The sequence below is a fragment of the Candidatus Accumulibacter sp. ACC005 genome (assembly GCF_907163215.1).
Classification (GTDB): Bacteria; Pseudomonadota; Gammaproteobacteria; order Burkholderiales; family Rhodocyclaceae; genus Accumulibacter; species Accumulibacter regalis.
Genome location: NZ_CAJQUB010000012.1, coordinates 185461 through 201082, shown reverse-complemented (window position 1 = coordinate 201082; position 15622 = coordinate 185461). Strand labels below are relative to the sequence as shown.

Annotated in this window: 14 protein-coding genes; 7 read left to right on the top strand and 7 right to left on the bottom strand. The window is 62.5% G+C overall.

The window, feature by feature from the left end; translation table 11 throughout:
• The first annotated feature begins 4 nt into the window (after window positions 1–4).
• The 4 genes from QZ613_RS14755 to QZ613_RS14740 all read left to right on the top strand — a co-directional run bounded on the left by QZ613_RS14755 (window position 5) and on the right by QZ613_RS14740 (window position 4174).
• Window positions 5–2092 (top strand): hypothetical protein, encoded by a 2088-nt coding sequence (locus QZ613_RS14755; protein ID WP_291983037.1) that lies wholly within the window; start codon window positions 5–7, stop codon window positions 2090–2092.
• Between the two features lie 243 nt (window positions 2093–2335).
• Window positions 2336–2818: a hypothetical protein gene (locus tag QZ613_RS14750; RefSeq protein WP_291983237.1), complete on the top strand. Its 483-nt coding sequence runs from the start codon at window positions 2336–2338 to the stop codon at window positions 2816–2818.
• 5 nt (window positions 2819–2823) lie between these two features.
• Window positions 2824–3396: a flavodoxin gene (locus tag QZ613_RS14745; RefSeq protein WP_043569240.1), complete on the top strand. Its 573-nt coding sequence runs from the start codon at window positions 2824–2826 to the stop codon at window positions 3394–3396.
• Window positions 3397–3697: 301 nt separating this feature from the next.
• Window positions 3698–4174: a VOC family protein gene (locus QZ613_RS14740; RefSeq protein WP_291903658.1), complete on the top strand. Its 477-nt coding sequence runs from the start codon at window positions 3698–3700 to the stop codon at window positions 4172–4174.
• Between the two features lie 257 nt (window positions 4175–4431).
• Here the strand turns inward: QZ613_RS14740 and QZ613_RS14735 are convergent, their stop codons facing one another.
• The 3 genes from QZ613_RS14735 to QZ613_RS14725 all read right to left on the bottom strand — a co-directional run bounded on the left by QZ613_RS14735 (window position 4432) and on the right by QZ613_RS14725 (window position 6963).
• The gene (locus tag QZ613_RS14735; RefSeq protein ID WP_043569226.1) at window positions 4432–5067 is read right to left on the bottom strand and encodes a DUF47 family protein; all 636 of its coding nucleotides are present in this window, start codon (window positions 5065–5067) and stop codon (window positions 4432–4434) included.
• 230 nt (window positions 5068–5297) lie between these two features.
• Window positions 5298–6311 (bottom strand): inorganic phosphate transporter, encoded by a 1014-nt coding sequence (locus QZ613_RS14730; protein WP_043569227.1) that lies wholly within the window; start codon window positions 6309–6311, stop codon window positions 5298–5300.
• 13 nt (window positions 6312–6324) lie between these two features.
• A complete protein-coding gene (locus QZ613_RS14725) occupies window positions 6325–6963 on the bottom strand; it encodes a DUF47 family protein (RefSeq protein ID WP_291903661.1) in 639 nt (212 codons plus the stop codon).
• Between the two features lie 995 nt (window positions 6964–7958).
• Here QZ613_RS14725 and QZ613_RS14720 point away from each other — a divergent pair.
• The gene (locus QZ613_RS14720) at window positions 7959–8588 is read left to right on the top strand and encodes a class I SAM-dependent methyltransferase (protein ID WP_291867953.1); all 630 of its coding nucleotides are present in this window, start codon (window positions 7959–7961) and stop codon (window positions 8586–8588) included.
• 166 nt (window positions 8589–8754) lie between these two features.
• The gene (mepA, locus tag QZ613_RS14715; RefSeq protein WP_291983035.1) at window positions 8755–9600 is read left to right on the top strand and encodes a penicillin-insensitive murein endopeptidase; all 846 of its coding nucleotides are present in this window, start codon (window positions 8755–8757) and stop codon (window positions 9598–9600) included.
• Window positions 9601–9648: 48 nt separating this feature from the next.
• Here the strand turns inward: mepA and QZ613_RS14710 are convergent, their stop codons facing one another.
• The 4 genes from QZ613_RS14710 to QZ613_RS14695 form a co-directional block, all read right to left on the bottom strand.
• Window positions 9649–11106, bottom strand: coding sequence for a hypothetical protein (locus QZ613_RS14710; RefSeq protein WP_291983033.1), 1458 nt, complete (start codon window positions 11104–11106; stop codon window positions 9649–9651).
• Window positions 11107–11223: 117 nt separating this feature from the next.
• On the bottom strand, window positions 11224–11478 hold the full coding sequence (locus QZ613_RS14705) for an acyl carrier protein (protein WP_043569250.1): 255 nt from the start codon (window positions 11476–11478) through the stop codon (window positions 11224–11226).
• Window positions 11478–12983: a hypothetical protein gene (locus tag QZ613_RS14700; protein WP_291983031.1), complete on the bottom strand. Its 1506-nt coding sequence runs from the start codon at window positions 12981–12983 to the stop codon at window positions 11478–11480. The genes QZ613_RS14705 and QZ613_RS14700 overlap by 1 nt, the downstream gene beginning before the upstream one ends.
• Window positions 12980–14575, bottom strand: a complete 1596-nt coding sequence (locus tag QZ613_RS14695; RefSeq protein ID WP_043569249.1) for an amino acid adenylation domain-containing protein — start codon at window positions 14573–14575, stop codon at window positions 12980–12982. Before QZ613_RS14695 ends, QZ613_RS14700 begins: the two co-directional genes overlap by 4 nt.
• Before the next feature lie 339 nt (window positions 14576–14914).
• Between QZ613_RS14695 and QZ613_RS21215 the strand changes: the two genes are divergently transcribed.
• Complete coding sequence (locus QZ613_RS21215) at window positions 14915–15613, top strand: Arm DNA-binding domain-containing protein (RefSeq protein ID WP_366144471.1); 699 nt, start codon at window positions 14915–14917, stop codon at window positions 15611–15613.
• Window positions 15614–15622 lie beyond the last annotated feature (9 nt).

The window sequence follows — 15622 nt, the reverse complement described above, 5'->3', positions numbered from 1 at the left end:
TGCTATGAATCTTGTCAAGGGTCAATCTCTGATTTTTGCCGTCCTGTTTTCCTCGTCACTTTCATGGCCCGCATCGGCCTCCGCCGCAGATCGCATTGAAGGCCAGGTCAAAGGGGGTGGTAGCCCTATCGCCAAGGCCGACGTCACCCTTTGGGTGACCACAGCAGGTGGTCCCCGAAAGCTTGCGCAGACCAGGACGGCCGACGACGGCAGCTTCCAGTTATCGACCACGGGCAAGAATGATATCGCCAGTGTGCTCTACCTTACTTCCGAGGGCGGCATTGCGAAGGCGGCAGCCAGCACCAAAATCAACCCCGCGATCACGATGATGGCCACATTGGGGACCAAACCCCTGCCGCACGTAACGATCAACGAACTCACTACGGTAGCGTCCGCATGGACCGGAGCACAATTTCTGAACGGTAGCTCGCTAAGCGGCAACGCGCTTGGGCTGCGCATCGCTGCCGGTAACGTGCCGAACCTGGTTGATCTCGATACCGGCGGCTGGGGAGCAGTAATCGTGAATCCCCTGAACGGGCCGCAAACCAGCACATTGGCCAAGTTCAATACGCTGGCAAATATCTTGTCGGCCTGCATCGTGGCGAAAGCCGGTGCCTGTAACAAGCTCTTCGAAGCGGCCACCCCGCCGGGCGCGGTTGCGCCGACCGACACGCTATCCGCAGCGCAGAACATTGCCCGCCACCCGTGGCACAACGCAGACAAGATCTTCGGACTGCTGAACGAGTTCTATCCAGTCCCCGCCGGAAAGCGCTACCGCGAAGTTGCATTCATCCCGTATCTCTACTTCGCGCCCAGTGCCTGGACCCTGTCGCTGGTCTATTCCGGGGGTGGCTTCTACGGGGTGGGCGGCGCGGCCATCGACAGCGAGGGCAATTTCTGGTCCAACAACAACTGGCTGGTCGGCTCGCAGACGACGATTTACCAGCAGTTTGGCGGCGGCAACGGAAAGTTCGCGCCCGACGGCACGCCGCTGTCGCCAATGATCACCGGCTATCGCGGCGGCGGGATCGACAGCCCCGGCTGGGGCATCGCCTTTTCAGCCGATGACAAGGTCTGGGTCACCAACCTGATCGGCCGCACGATTTCCGTGTTGGACCGCAAGACCGGCAAGCCGCTGTCGCCCGAGACCGGCTACGATTTCGACGGCAGACTCGGGCAGATGCAGGGCGTCCTCGTCGCCCCGAATGGCGATGTCTGGACCGTCGACAACGAGAATAGCCAGGTCGTACATCTGCCAGGGGGCGACGTCTCGAAGGGCCGCATTCTCGGCCGAACCGTGGACGGCAAGCCGGTCGATGGCACGCTTCGCGTCAAGGGGCCCTTCGGTATCGCCATCGACCAGCAGGACCGGATCTGGATCACCAACAGCGGCTCCAACACCGTGACCCGCTTTCCGGCCAGCGACCCCGGAAGGGCCGAGGAGATCGAGGTCGGCTTCAGCCCGCATGCTGTTGCAATCGACAGCCGCGGCAACGCCTGGGTCGGCAACCTCCTTGGGCATCCGGGCACGATGGAGAAAATAGCTCTGATCAAGCAGAAGCTCGAAAGCAAGGCTGAGGCGTTGGAAGGGTCGATGTCGGCTGACGCAATGGCAGCCAACATGTGGGTCAATCTATGGAACATCCTCAGCGAAAACCCCGGCGGCGATGTGTCGATGATCCGCCCGGACGGCACGGTGCACGGCCCCTTCAACGCCGGCGGCGCCATCACCGGCCCATGGGGGATTGCCATCGACGGCAATGACCACGTCTGGGTGGCGAGCTCCACCAGCCATTCGGTGACCCAGCTGTGCGGCGTGCGCACCGAGACCTGCCCACCAGGGCTGAAGACCGGCGATCCGATTACCCCATCCGAGGGCTACATCGGCGGTCTGCAGATTGTTGCGCCAATCGCTCTCGATCCCGCCGGCAATGCCTGGGTTGGCAACGGCTGGAACGACACGAAAGCAGGATTCAGCAAAGTCCCGCCCGAAGCGCAGTCCACCCAGTTCCCCGCCCACACCATAGTGGTCTTCGTCGGAGTCGCCAAGCCGGTGCGCACGCCCCTGATCGGGCCGGCCAAAGCTCAGTAGGTTCGGGGGTTTGGCGTCGGCCAGCATCACAAGAATCGCGCATAACCAGCCAAGGTAGAATGCAGCCACGCAACCGGACGTGGCCATGCCACGCCGCAGGCTTACCGGTTACGATCGTACGCCTCGTCGGGAACGTTCTTCCGGGCCAGGGTCGTAGGCATGGCAGGCTCCAGCCAGAGTGGAACCACCATGGTGCCGTCTTGCCAACGCGTCAAACTGTGGGCTAACGGATGGGGATGGATCGTGCGCAGCCACGATCCGATCCGTTCGTTGGACCAGCCCGGGCCGGAGCGCTGGGCGGCGCTGCCGCTGGACAGTCAGCGAAAACCTTTCGAAACGGGCCGTTTTAGCCTGAAGTTCCGCCCGATTCATCACCGTCTCGCGGATCGGGTGCGTACGCACATCTTCCTTTGCATGCTCGCGTACTACGTCGAGTGGTACACGCGCGAGTCCTGGCGCGACCTGATGTTGGCCGATAGCGACCAGGAGGCCAAGGCAACCCGTGACCGGGACGCGTCGACTGACGGCCGATTTCGACAACCGGCAACCCACAGAATCGGACACGCTGGAACACGGCATGCTCCTTGCTTGGTAAGTCTTATTTACCAGGGGATCAACATGGCGAACATTCACTATCCGATAACCGATCTGCTCGACGCCGCTGACTTCATCAGCCATGGCGGCCTGGCGAGGACCCCACCGCACAACCCGGCCTTGGCGGAGTGACGACGATGACCAGGATCGGCATTTTTTTTGGCACCGAGAGCGGGCGCACGCAGATGGTTGCCAGGTACATCGCCAAGAGCCTGGGCGACGCTGCCAGCCCACCCATCGATATCGGTCGTGCAACCCTGGCCGATTTTCTCTCCTACGACGCGCTGATTCTTGGCAGCCCGACGCACGGCGGCGGCCAGCTGCCAGGCCGCTCGCTTGCCGCGTGTCCGCCAAGCTGGCAGGCGTTTCTGCCGCAGCTGGCCGGCGTCGACCTGTCCGGCAAGGTGGCTGCCATCTACGGTGTCGGCGACCAGAAGCAATATCCGGGTGCCTTCGTCGATGCGATCGCCGTTATCCAGGACACGCTCCTGACAGGCGGAGCGCGCATCGTCGGGCGCTGGCCGACCAGTGGCTACGATTTCACCGCATCGCGCGCCGTCGATGGCCGGCATTTTCTCGGGCTGGCACTTGACCAGATCAACCAACCGGGATTGACCGGACAACGTGTCGAGAGCTGGCTCGCGCAAGTCCGACCGGCACTGCTGCCCAAGCAGGGTTCCGGCATGCCGGCAGCCTTGCGCAGCGCCTGAAAGCAAGGGAACGGGGTCGGCAAGCCCCCTCTCGGGCGCCCGAAACTGGGGCTTCTCAGCGCGGCGTTGCACCACCATCGTGCACGCACAGCCAGGCCCAGATGGCGCTGGAGCGGCTCCTGATGAAGAACCGCGGATCGTGAAGCCAGCGCCCCACCAACCCGCGCGGCAAGGGCCGGCCGAAAGCGACCGAGGGTGGCTGTGCTATCTTGGGAATTTCCCGTCGTCGGGTAGCGTCGAACGCTTCAAGGCACTGGACACGCCCGCCTGAATTTCAAACAGAGACAGCCAGGAGACCACCATGAGCCAAGCCATTCCGCCAGGCATGACGGCAATCACCCCCCACCTGACCTGCCGCGACGCGGTCGAGGCAATCGACTTCTACAAGCAGGCCTTCGACGCCAGCGAAGAAGCCCGCCTGGCCAGTCCCGACGGCAAGCTGGCGCATGCCATGCTCCGCATTGGCGGCGCCTGCGTGATGCTGGTCGACGAGTATCGGGAACAGGGAATGCTCAGCCCGCTGTCGCTGAACGGCTCGCCGGTAAGCATCCACCTCTACGTCAGCGATGTCGATGCCACCGTCGCCCAGGCCGTCGCTGCCGGCGCACATGTGACCATGCCGGTTGCCGACATGTTCTGGGGAGACCGCTACGGACGCCTGGTCGACCCTTTCGGCCACCACTGGTCGGTCGCCACCCACCAGCGCGATCTCAGCCCCGAGGAAATCGCCGCCGCCATGATGAGTGACTCCGGCTGTCCGCAGGCGGGAACGAAGTGAAGAAAGGCCACGCCCTGGCTTGCTGATGATCGTTGAGCCGCAAGGCGCGTCGTCATTGCGACGAGGCGCCGGATTGGCCGCTGCCTTCAAGCTTTCCTAAAGTCTCGTCAAGAAGGCAACTCCAAACGAGCACTGGCCGCGCTTGCGCTGGAAACAATGATGTCGCGTGTTTGGCAGCAGCGGGGAGCTCGCCTTGAATAGATCGCGGCGACGACCTGCCAACGGTCAATTGCCGCCCCCGCCACCCAAACCCGCCCTCAGGAGTTTGCGATCAGTATCCCTTCGATGATCTGGGCCGACTCCTTGCAGCGGGCGAGAACCTTTTCCTGCCGTGAATAGAACTGCCGCATGCGAATGGCCAGCAAGGCGGCATCCTCGTCGCCCTCATTCTCGAACAGCGTCTTGATGGCCCCCTGCATCACGGCGTCGGCTTTTTCCTCGATACGTTCGATTTCCACGCACAGGTTGACGGTCTCTTCGCTACGCTCCTTGTCCTTCAGCGAGTTGATGGCGCGATTGAGACGGGTACAGGCGTCGACGGCCATCGAAGCCAGTTCGCGCGAGGCGGCCGTGGCCTCCGAAACGTGGTAGATCGCCACCGACTGCGCAACGTCCTGGACTGCGTTTACGACACCGTCGAGTTCGAGGGTCAGGGCATAGACCTGGTCGCGATTGAGCGGAGTGACGAAGGCCTTGTGCAGCATGGCGAGCATGTCCTGCTTGATCTGGTCGGCGCTGGCTTCGTTCATGTTGACTTCTTCGACCAGGGCGGCGACGTCGTCCTTGCTGACGCCCAGGCTGGTGATCAAACGCAACATGGCATTGGTGCTTGCCAGAACACGCTCGCTATGTGCCGCGAGAAGAGCAAAAAATTCGGAACGCTTCGGTAACATGGTCAGTTCCCCTTGATAGACATTTGTATGACAAGTTTTGGCAACAGGACGCAATGACTGCGGCAGTCCTAGCAGACGCAAGCGGGAGATGACCGGGGGGTCGGCAGGCGAAGCCGGACCGCGGTCAACAGGGGCTCGCAGCCGCCCCTTCTGGAGCAATGCAGCAGGCAAGGCGGGAACGGCGCCCCGTCGCAGCGGGGCGCGTTCTCCACCACTACAGTGAGCAGCGCCTAGAACGACTTGGTTCCGATATACCAGAAGATTGCCGCGATCAGGCCTGAAGCGGGAATCGTCAAAATCCACGCAACCAGGAGATTGGCGGTAATCGCCCAGTGCACTGCCTTGACGTCGGTGGCGGAACCTACACCGATGATCGCACCGGTAATGGTGTGCGTCGTCGACACCGGAACGCCCCCGAACGTCGCCATTGCGAGAGTGATCGCACCACCCATCGACGCACACGAACCGCTCACGGCGTTGAGCTTGGTGATCTTGGTGCCCATCGTCTTGACGATTCGCCAGCCGCCTAGGTAGGTCCCCCAGGAAATGGCGAAGTAGCACGAGTAAATCACCCACATCGGCAGCGTCGCCACGTCCTTGGTCGCCACACCCGCGGTGATCATCAACAACCAGATGATGCCGATGGTCTTCTGCGCATCGTTGCCGCCGTGAGCCAGGCTATAGGCGCCCGCCGCGAACAACTGCGCGCTCTTGAACCATTTCCCGGCCTGATGTGGCGAGTGGTTTCGAAAAATCCAGGAGACCAAGACCATCAGCAGGCCACCGATGATCATCCCCACCAGCGGAGAAATGATGATGAACGCCAGTATCTTGCCAAAGCCCTCCCAGACGATGGGCGCACCCGAGCCCGACTTGGCGACCGTTGCGCCAACCAGCCCACCGACCAGGGCGTGCGACGAGGACGACGGGATCCCGTAGTACCAGGTGATGATGTTCCAGGCAAGTGCTCCCACCAAGGCGCCGAAAATCACGTAGTGATCGACGAACTGCGGGTCTACCGTGCCCTTGCCGATCGTCGCCGCCACCTTGAGCTGAAAGACCCATAAGGCGGCAAAGTTGAAAAAGGCGGCGAAAAGCACCGCCTGCTTCGGTGTCAGCGCACCCGTCGCAACAATCGTCGAAATGGAATTCGCGCCATCGTGAAATCCATTCATGAAGTCAAAAGCCAAAGCGACCGCGATCAGCAGCCCCAGCACCCAGATGCTGATATTCAGACCTTCCATCTTGGCTTACCTCTCAGGAGTTTTCGATCAGGATCTCTTCGATCATTTTGGCTGCGTCCTGACAGCGATCGAGGACGCCCTCTTGGAGCGAGTAGAACTCCCGCATCTTCATGGCTTGCCAAACATTGACCCCCTCCTGGAAGAGGGCGGTGATCGCCTTGCGCTGAACGCGGTCGGCCTTGCTCTCGATCTCCTCGATTTCCTTGCACAGATTGAGCGTTTCCGCGCTGCGCGTCTTGTCGGACAGCGCCATGACGGCACGGTTGAGGCGCATGCAGGCGTCGGCACTGAGGGACGCCATCTCACGGGCCTCAACGGTCGATTGCTTGATGCTGTACATGCCCAGGGCGTTGGCAACGTCCTGCAGAGCATTCAGCGTCTTGTCGAGATCCGTGGTCAGTGCGTGAATCTGGTCACGGTTGATCGGCGTGGTAAAGGACTTGTGCAGCCGCTCGATCAAGGTGGCCTTGATCTTGTCGGCCTCTTTCTCATTGAGGTTAACCTCGGCGACCAGGGCCGGAATATCCTCGCCACCCTCGCCCAGGCCGTTGATCAGGCGCAAGGTCGCGTTGGCTCCCGCCACCACTCGTTCGGAGTGCGCAGCGAGAAGCTCAAAAAACTCTCGACGCTGCGGCATCAGACTACTAAACATACGACTACCCCCTCATGATCTCTGCCCCTTCGGGCACCCACCAGTCATAACCCCCACGCCGAGCGAACCTCGGCACCCTTTGCAGCGACTACCAGATACACGCCAGGCACTTCCCTAGCCTTTGCCGACTCCCCTCGGCGTAGAAACCCGCCTGGACGGCGACTCCAGGGAATCGCTTGTCCCGCGAGCTGATTGCTAGGTCAGCCCTCTTCCTGCTCTTACGCTTGCTCCACCCTTTCGCGCTGACTAGGCGACGAGCGAGCCGTTCCAGCCCTTCTTTACCTGTGGGGGACGGCTTGCTCACCGCGCCCCTTCCTTACTTCTGCGGACGCTCGACCGCCGCGTACACGTTCCCGCGCGCTGCGCCGAGGTCGAAACCGGCAGCAGGCCCGTTCAACAGGCAGGGGAACTGCCGGCCCTGATCCTTGGGGTAAATGCTGGCTTTGGGGTCGCCACCTGCCTTGTGGCTCGGACGAGCACCTGCACGGGCGTTGCGATCATGACTTGGTAGCCTATCGAGCTGTAGACGTGGCAAAGGCCCCCACGGGCGCGCCCCGACAACCACGAGACATGACTCGCGCGTGAACACGACAACGCCATAAAGTTCCTAGGCTAATAGTTTTACTGGCGAAACACAAATTGGCCGCCATTATGTCACTCCCAAAAAATGGGGACAAGAAAAATCACCCTTGTTTAGGTCCTTTTTTTGTACCTCCCGCAAGGAGGTTTCTGCTCACCGCCAAGAGCCCATTGAGAGCACTGTTTGCCGCCGTCGAAGGGGCTTCCGGCGCGCGGGCCGCACCCGCCCTGAGCAATGAGCCAAAGGCCGAAGCCGCCGCCTCGCTGGCACGCCACGTGGACCAGGCGTGCGCGGCGAAGCACTGGCCCGCATGCAACGCCCGGGCCAGGCCTGCCCCGAACTCGAACGCAGCGCACGGCTCACCCACAACACCGGCGAAGCTGCGTTACTATTGGACGAAATGGCTGGAAGTCACATGACAGGCACACGCGCAACCAATCACTTCGACGTCAACGCCGCCACCTGGGACGCCGATCCCGTCAAGCAGGCGCGGGCGCTCGCGGTGGCCCGGGAAATTCAGAAACGGGTGCCGCTGTCGCTGCACATGCAGGCGCTGGAATACGGCTGTGGAACGGGCTTGCTCAGCTTTGCCCTACAGCCAAAGCTCGGGCGCATTTCCCTGGCCGACAGCTCGCCAGGAATGCTCGCGGTTTTGAACGAGAAAATCACCGCCAACGGCATCACCAACATGCGTGCCGCAAAGCTTGACCTGGTTACCGACGCCCTGCCGGCGGAACGCTACGACCTGATCTACACCTTGATGACCTGTCATCACATCACCGACACCGACGCCCTGCTGCGCAGCCTCTACGCCCTGCTGGCGCCGTCGGGCTATCTCTGTATTGCCGACCTCGACGCCGAGGACGGCTCTTTTCATGGCCAGGGATTCGACGGCCACAACGGTTTTGATCGTCGTGAGCTGGCGGCAAAGGCCGCCTCGGCAGGATTCCGGAAAGCGCGCTTCACGACCGCCTTCAGCATGACCAAGGGCGAAGGCCCGGCACAACGCGAGTACCCGGTCTTCCTGCTGGTGGCACAGAGGTAGAGCCGTCAACATACGGCGAAATTGCTCGTGGCCTGCCTTGCCGACGATAGAAGGCGTTCGGTGGCTGCCGGCGCCGCCTCGATTGTTTCACCACCCGGCAAGGAACGCCGCCGACCGAAGCCACGTCTTTCCCGCAGCCAGCCCTGTGCCACCTGGACCTTCCGCCATGAACCGACACCTTCTCCTCGCCACCAAGGCCCCCGCCCTATTGCTCGCCACCTGGCTCACTGTCGGCGCCACCGCGTCGGCGCTGGCCAGCCCCTGGGCGCAGGTAAAGCTCCCCAGCGACGGCCCCCCCCGGGTCATCGGCGCAGTCTCCAACGGCTGCATAGCAGGCGCCCAAAGCCTCCCCGCCGAAGGCGACGGATATGTCAGTATTCGCCGCTACCGCAACCGCTTCTACGGACACGCAGAGCTGTTGCACCTGGTCGCCGACCTCGGCCGCGAACAGGCGAGGCGCGGCCCCGGCCTGGTGATGATCGGCGATCTGAGCCAACCCAGGGGCGGATTGATGTCCACCTCGCACCGCAGCCATCAGAACGGGCTGGATGTGGACATCTGGTTCCAGCTCGCGCCCTCTGCGGCAGCCGCCAACCGCGATACCGCAAACCAGCCCGACCCGCCCAGCATGGTCACCGCGGACGGCGAAGGCTTGAGCACGCTGTGGGGCGACGATCAGCAGGCCCTGCTCAAGGCAGCAGCCGAGGATCCCCGGGTCGACCGCATTTTCGTCAACGCCGCCATCAAGCGTGGCCTGTGCGCGAGCGAGAACGACAGGGCGTGGCTGCGCAAGCTCCGCCCCTGGTTCGGACACGACGCTCACTTCCACGTCCGCTTGCACTGCCCCGCCGATAGCGGACAATGCCAGCAGCAGGCCGTCATCCCGGCCGGCGACGGCTGTGGCGATGAACTGGACTGGTGGTTCAGCGCCGAGGCCCGTCAACCGGCCAAGAAAGGCGCAGCCCCCCGCGCCGAGCCCGTCACCCTCGCCGCCTGCCGGTCGCTGCTCTGATTCGATTGCGCGGCGACTACGGCCGCGCTCACTTGCCGGACGCCGAGATCAACCGACGCCAAAAAGACTGGCCAGGAATGACGAGCGTTCGAGCAGCGTGTGGCGGCGCGATTCGTCGCTGAAGACGTGCAGGCAAACGACAAAACCCCAGACCGAGACAAACGACCACAGCCTTCCCGCGAGCGTGGACGAGGGGCGGTAGCCCGCGTTCGCACGCACCTGAGAGATTCCGATGCCTGTCGCCAGGACGAGGCAGTAGAACGCGTAGCTGGTGAACGACTCGATCGCCGCCGACACACCCATCGCCGCGACCAGGTCGACTTCGCGGACAAAGTGAAAAATGACATTGCCGACGCCGGCGGCCATGAAGGTCGCGAAGAACATGCGTAGCCGCGGGTGCCTGCGAAACACCCTGAAGAAGGTCGGCACGAAGAAGAAGTCGACCAGCAACTCCTTGAAGTAGTAGGAGAAGCGATTGAAGTACTCGATCAGTGTCCGTGCTTCGAGTGGACGCCATGTGGCGCGTGGCAAGCGGAAGCCGGCAAGCCGTGCGCCACCGATAAAGAGATGTCCCCAATACGCGGTCCGCAAACAGAACTTTGCCGTAGACCAGAACAGCGCCGACCAGCCAATCAGAACCGGGAAGGCCTGACCATCGAGGTAGGCGCCCAAAGCCATTTCGACACTGGGAATATTCAGTTTCTGCTCACAAATCCACGTCAGCGCCACCTTCATGGCCAGGAGGACGTTGGACCAGAGCAGCAACTTGACGCCCTTGATCTGCGTGATCGCCAGATCTGCCGGAGTTTTCGACAGAGTCTTGCGCAGGAAGCCAGCTCCCTTGCCAAACGGAATCGAAGACGGCCCGCCCCAGAAGGGATGGAAAGTCCCGAGTTGAAAAGCGTCGGGGCTGCGATCGCGCGCGCGCTGGTCGACGATGGCATAGGCCAGGAACCAGATATAGGGGGTATAGACGCTCAGGAAAGACCACAGCGCCAGACGCGGCAGGCCGTGCACCAGGTCCAGGGAAGTCAGCCCGCAGAGAGCGAACTCGACGGTCAGCAGCGCGACCACCGGCCGGCGGGCGAGGATGAAGCCCTTGTGGCTGCGGACGACCACCAACGTCAACCACGAGAAGATCATGAACGTGATGAGCGCAAGATGTGCGAGCAGCAACGGCGAGAACTGAGCGGCCCTTTCCTGCGCAGCGACGACGGCGATGCTTTCCTCGATAGCCGTTTCCGACAGCCACAAGGCGGAAAATGCCATCAGGTAAGTGGCGGCAAAGAGGATCAGCTGGCGCTGCTTCTCCAGGTAGGCAAAGGCCATCGCCGCGCCGACAACGAAGGCAGCTTCCCACCAGGCGTTGTAGGTCGAGACAGCCAACACGGCAACGGCAAACAGAAGTACGCGGCCACGAACCGTCTGCGCCAGCTGGACAAGCGTCTCGCGTTCATCGATCGCCAGGAAGCTGCGCAGGGTCGAGCGGCCCGCTGCACCGCTCATGCAGAATGCAATCCGTATCCGTCATTGCCCCGGCGCGCCGGGCGGTGCCACTTGAGCCCCGTGACCCGGTCCGGAAAGCTGCCGTCGATCTTCAGCGCGGCGGCCTTCCCTGTGAACTCAACTACTCGCGTTGGCATCGACAAACGCCTCGATCTCGTCCAGAGAATCAATCAGGCTGACGTCGAAGTCGACCGTCGAGAAATCGAGCCCAAAGCTTTCTTCCAGCTGCATCACCAACTGCATCATGGAAAACGAGTCGAGCCGGCCACTGACGAAAAGCGATTCACTGTCATCCAGCTCGCCGTGGTCACCATGCTTTTCCAAGGCTTCCTTGAGAAACTTGCGCAACTTCAACTTGCCATCACTGTTCATTAGCTCACTCCAAAAAGACTACCGACAAAGGCGAGTCGCTCGCCAAGCGTGTGGCTGCGCGACCCATCGCTGAAAGCATGCAGACAGACGACGAAAGACCAGACGAAAAGGAACGACCGCAGCCTCCCCGCAAGGCTCAACGAGGGCTTGAAGCCCATGTTCATGCGCACCTGCGACAGGCCAAGACCAGTGGCCAGAACCAGGCAGTAGAAGGCGTAGCTCTCGAAGCTCGCCAGTACGCCGCCAAGTCCCATCGTCACGATGAGGTCGATATCGCGCAGGAAGTGCCAGATCGCATTGCCCACCCCGGCCGCCATGAAGGTGGCAAAGAACAGACGCAAGTGCGGATGACCACGAAACATCTTGAAGAACGTCGGCACGAAGAAGAAATCGACCAGCAGTTCCTTGAAGTAATAGTGGAAACGGTTGAAGTACTCCATCAAGGTCTTCGAGCCGAGCGGACGCCAGGTGCTGCGCGGCAATCTGAAACCGGCAAGGCGTGCGATGCCGATGAAGAGATGCCCCCAGAAGGCGATCTGCAACGAGTACGTCGCCGTGGACAGGATCACCGCTGCCCAGGCCTGCGCAAGCGACTGGGACTGCTGGGCCAGAAACGCATCCTGGGCGGCCGCCAGACTCGGCACCTGCAGTTGATCGTGAAAGACGCCGACCAGAACGATCTTCATGGCCAGCAGGACATTGGCCCACAAGAGCAGCTTTACACCCTTGATCTGCGTCACCGCCAGATCTTCCGGGGACTTGGCGAAGGTCTTGCGGAGGAAGGCTGCGCCCTTGCAAAAGGGGAGAAAGGTAGGCGACCAGAAGGGCCGCAGCACGCCCATTTGAAAAATCGGCGGACTCGCGTCACGTGACCGTTGATCGGCCAGCGCGTAGGCGAGGAACCAGAGGTAGGGGGTGAAGACGATGAGCAGTGACCACAGGAGCACGCGCGGCAGACCGTCGATCGAGTTCAGCGAACAGAGCCCACAAAGGACGACCTCGACACCCAGCAAGGCGAGCACCGGACGACGCGCAACGAACAGCGTCTTGTCGCGGCGGCTCATCGCCAACACGCTCCACGCACCGACGAAGAAGGTCGCCATGGCCAGCAGACCGAGCGCCAGCGGCGACAGGGCGTCCACGTTTTCCACGACCATCATCTGGCGGATGTTCTCCTGGATATCGTTCTGCGCCAGGCACAGCGCGAGAAGCGCTGCCGTCCAGGTGCCGCCCAGGAGGATCCAGTCACGATACTTCGGCAAACGCGCGTAGGCCATGGCCAGAGCGACCAACAGACCCGCCAGCCACCAATCCTCGAAGCTGCAGGCGGCAAGCGCGGCGACCAGGAAAATGGCCAGCTGACCGAACCAGGTCTGCGCCGCGGCGACGACCTGCGGGCGCTCGTCGATGGCCAGCAGGTCGCGCAGATTTGCTTGCCCGAAGAAAACCCTGCGCTGGCCTGTTTGCGCCCGTGCCGGGCTATCCGCCGCCGGCTGCAAGCTCATAGCGGATCTTGCTCAAGCCGTTTTCTCAGCGCCTGCCGGTCGACTTTCCCGCTTTGATTGAGCGGCATGCTCGCGAGAGCGACCAACTGATTGGGAACCATGTACGCCGGCAGCCTCGCCTTCAGGTCCCGGATGACCTGGACCGAGTCGAGCGAGCTCGCGGCGACGAAACCGACGATCCCGCGTGCCATGCCGTCAACCGTCGGCCAGGCGACGGCGCCGACGAGGTCGATGCCGCTCACCGCTCGCAAGTGCGCGTCGATTTCCTCGAGCTCGACGCGGTAACCGAGGACCTTGACCTGGTTGTCGATTCGGCCAAGGCAGTGAAAGGTCCCCGCGGCATCGACGCTGGCCAGGTCGCCGGTCAAATACCAGCGCTTGCCGTTGATGGTCGGAAATCGCTCCGCCGTCAGTTGCGGTTCGTTGAGGTAACCATCGGCCAACTGCACGCCGGCGACTGCCAGTTCACCCGCTTCCCCGTTGGCCAGGACCTGCTTGTGGCCATCGACGATCATCGCTTCGTTCCCCGGCAAGGGCGTACCAATGGCGATGAAGTCTCGCCCGGCGGTGATCGCCGTATCGTGCTCAACCGCCTGCCCCAGGCAGAAGACAGTCGCCTCGGTCGGGCCATAGAGGTTGAAGATCGCCGTGTTCGGCGCGGCCACTCGCCACGCCGCGACGGTTCCCTCCGGCAGCGCCTCACCGCCGAAGACAGTGACCCGGAGGTCTTTCAAACTGTCCGCATGCAGGGTCTTGACCTGACGCAGCATGCCCACCAGCGAGGGCACCGAATTCCACACCGTCAGCTGCGCATTGCGCACAAACTTGACGGCATTCATCACCACCGTCGCCGGCAGAATGTGCAGCGCGGCACCCGCTTCCCAGGTGCTGAACATGTTATGCACCGAAAAGTCGAAAGTGAGTTCGCAGGTCTCGAGCGCGCGATCAGTGGCGCGCAGGTCGAGATGGCGCGCGATCATCTGCGCGTAGTGCCTCGCCGCAGCCGCCGAGATCATCACCCCCTTGGGTACGCCGGTCGTTCCCGACGTGAAGATGATATAGGCGACATCGCCGGCGGCCATCGGCTCGGGCGCCGCAAGGCCTTGCGGCGACGATGACCCTCCGCCAGGCGCGGCGGCGGGGCTTTCCCCGGGCTTCGCCAGCGCAGCATCCGGATCACTCGCCGTGCAAATGACCAGCGGCGGACAGGCGGCTCGCACGCGCTCGCTGAGCAACTTGACCCCGTCGGCGTCAGCAACGATTGCCGTCAGCTTGCACAGCGAGAGAATGGTGAGGATCCGCTCCTCGGGAAGCTTCAGCCCGATCGGCACGTAGCTTGCGCCTGCCCAGCAAGCGCCAAGCAAGGCCACGCAGGCGTCGATCCCACGCGAAGCCAGAATGCCGACCCGCGGCGGCTGGCCGTCATCGGCTGACCAATGCCCGCTCTGTCTGAGCTCCTGCGCGAGGCGCGCCGCGCGCTCGGCGAGTTCTCGGTAGCTGACCGACTGGCCCTTGTAGGCAACGGCGACGGCATCGGGCGTCTGCAGGCCATGACGATGAATCGCGCTGGCCAGATTGTAGTTCGTGCTCATTGTCCGGGAAGAACTTGAAATCGTCGGCAGGTGGCCCTGGTCACCCACGCGCAGCGTGTGGCCGGTGCGCTTTGCGCACCCTGGCGGTCGTGCATGTCGTTCACCTCAGAATTTAGTGAAGAGGGGCGGGGAAAGTGGCGAACTGGCTGCCAGTTGCGCAGATTTGCGGTTTGGCCTGGGGGCCAGGGGCTGACGCCAGCGCGCGGATGAAGAGAGTGACGAGAAGCCAGGCGCAAGCGTTCGCGATTGTCAGGCAAGCGATCATTTACTGATTGAAGCGCTGGCCAGGACCATCAAGAGGTTGACGCAGTTAGCCGTTGCAAAAACATCAAGCGCGGATTGTATCCCGATGGAGCTGGATTGTATCTCCAGGTCGGGCCGACTGGCGCCAAGTCGTGGATTTTCCGCTTCATGCTTGACGGCAAGGCGCGCGCCATGGGAATGGGACCGACACATGCGATGACCATGACAGAGGCCCGAGCCGACGCAGCCGAATGCCGAAAGCAGCTGTTGCAAGGTCACGACGCGATAGACGAGCGCAAGGCTGCCAGGCTCGCAAAGCGGCTGGACGATGCGCGTGCAATCACCTTCAAGCGATGTGCCGAGCAGTACATCGCGACGCACCGGGCCGGCGAGTGGAATGCCAAACACGCCGCTCAATGGGAGAGCACCCTGCAGGGCGATGTCCATCCCGTGATCGGCGAGCTCGCGGTTGCGGCCATCGACACCGACCTTGTAATGAACTGCCTGTCCGGGATTTTGACCAAGAAGACCGAGGCCGCCTCGCGAGTTCGCGGGCGAATTGAGTCCGTCCTGGATTGGGCGACAAGCAGCAATTACCGCCGGGATGCGCATGTGCGGCGGGAGTGCGTCGGCCGGCTCTGGGTCGGCCTGAAGCAGACGCACGCCCGGGTAAGTGGCTGTTGCAGAAGGCCTGCCTGGCCGAAAGCGCACGCAACGCCTGGGGAACGGATTCGTGACATCACGAGGCCTGAGGCCACAATTGTCGCGAATGGATTTAGAATGAGACCACATTAGTGCACGAGG

Excerpts from the sequence above, each read along its gene's own strand:
- QZ613_RS14700 (WP_291983031.1), bottom strand. The coding sequence starts at position 12,983 with ATGAGCTTGCAGCCGGCGGCGGATAGCCCGGCACGGGCGCAAACAGGC.
- mepA (WP_291983035.1), top strand. The coding sequence starts at position 8,755 with ATGAACCGACACCTTCTCCTCGCCACCAAGGCCCCCGCCCTATTGCTC.
- QZ613_RS14730 (WP_043569227.1), bottom strand. The coding sequence starts at position 6,311 with ATGGAAGGTCTGAATATCAGCATCTGGGTGCTGGGGCTGCTGATCGCG.
- QZ613_RS14740 (WP_291903658.1), top strand. The coding sequence starts at position 3,698 with ATGAGCCAAGCCATTCCGCCAGGCATGACGGCAATCACCCCCCACCTG.
- QZ613_RS14725 (WP_291903661.1), bottom strand. The coding sequence starts at position 6,963 with ATGTTTAGTAGTCTGATGCCGCAGCGTCGAGAGTTTTTTGAGCTTCTC.
- QZ613_RS14710 (WP_291983033.1), bottom strand. The coding sequence starts at position 11,106 with ATGAGCGGTGCAGCGGGCCGCTCGACCCTGCGCAGCTTCCTGGCGATC.
- QZ613_RS14755 (WP_291983037.1), top strand. The coding sequence starts at position 5 with ATGAATCTTGTCAAGGGTCAATCTCTGATTTTTGCCGTCCTGTTTTCC.
- QZ613_RS14695 (WP_043569249.1), bottom strand. The coding sequence starts at position 14,575 with ATGAGCACGAACTACAATCTGGCCAGCGCGATTCATCGTCATGGCCTG.
- QZ613_RS14720 (WP_291867953.1), top strand. The coding sequence starts at position 7,959 with ATGACAGGCACACGCGCAACCAATCACTTCGACGTCAACGCCGCCACC.
- QZ613_RS14745 (WP_043569240.1), top strand. The coding sequence starts at position 2,824 with ATGACCAGGATCGGCATTTTTTTTGGCACCGAGAGCGGGCGCACGCAG.
- QZ613_RS14705 (WP_043569250.1), bottom strand. The coding sequence starts at position 11,478 with ATGAACAGTGATGGCAAGTTGAAGTTGCGCAAGTTTCTCAAGGAAGCC.
- QZ613_RS14735 (WP_043569226.1), bottom strand. The coding sequence starts at position 5,067 with ATGTTACCGAAGCGTTCCGAATTTTTTGCTCTTCTCGCGGCACATAGC.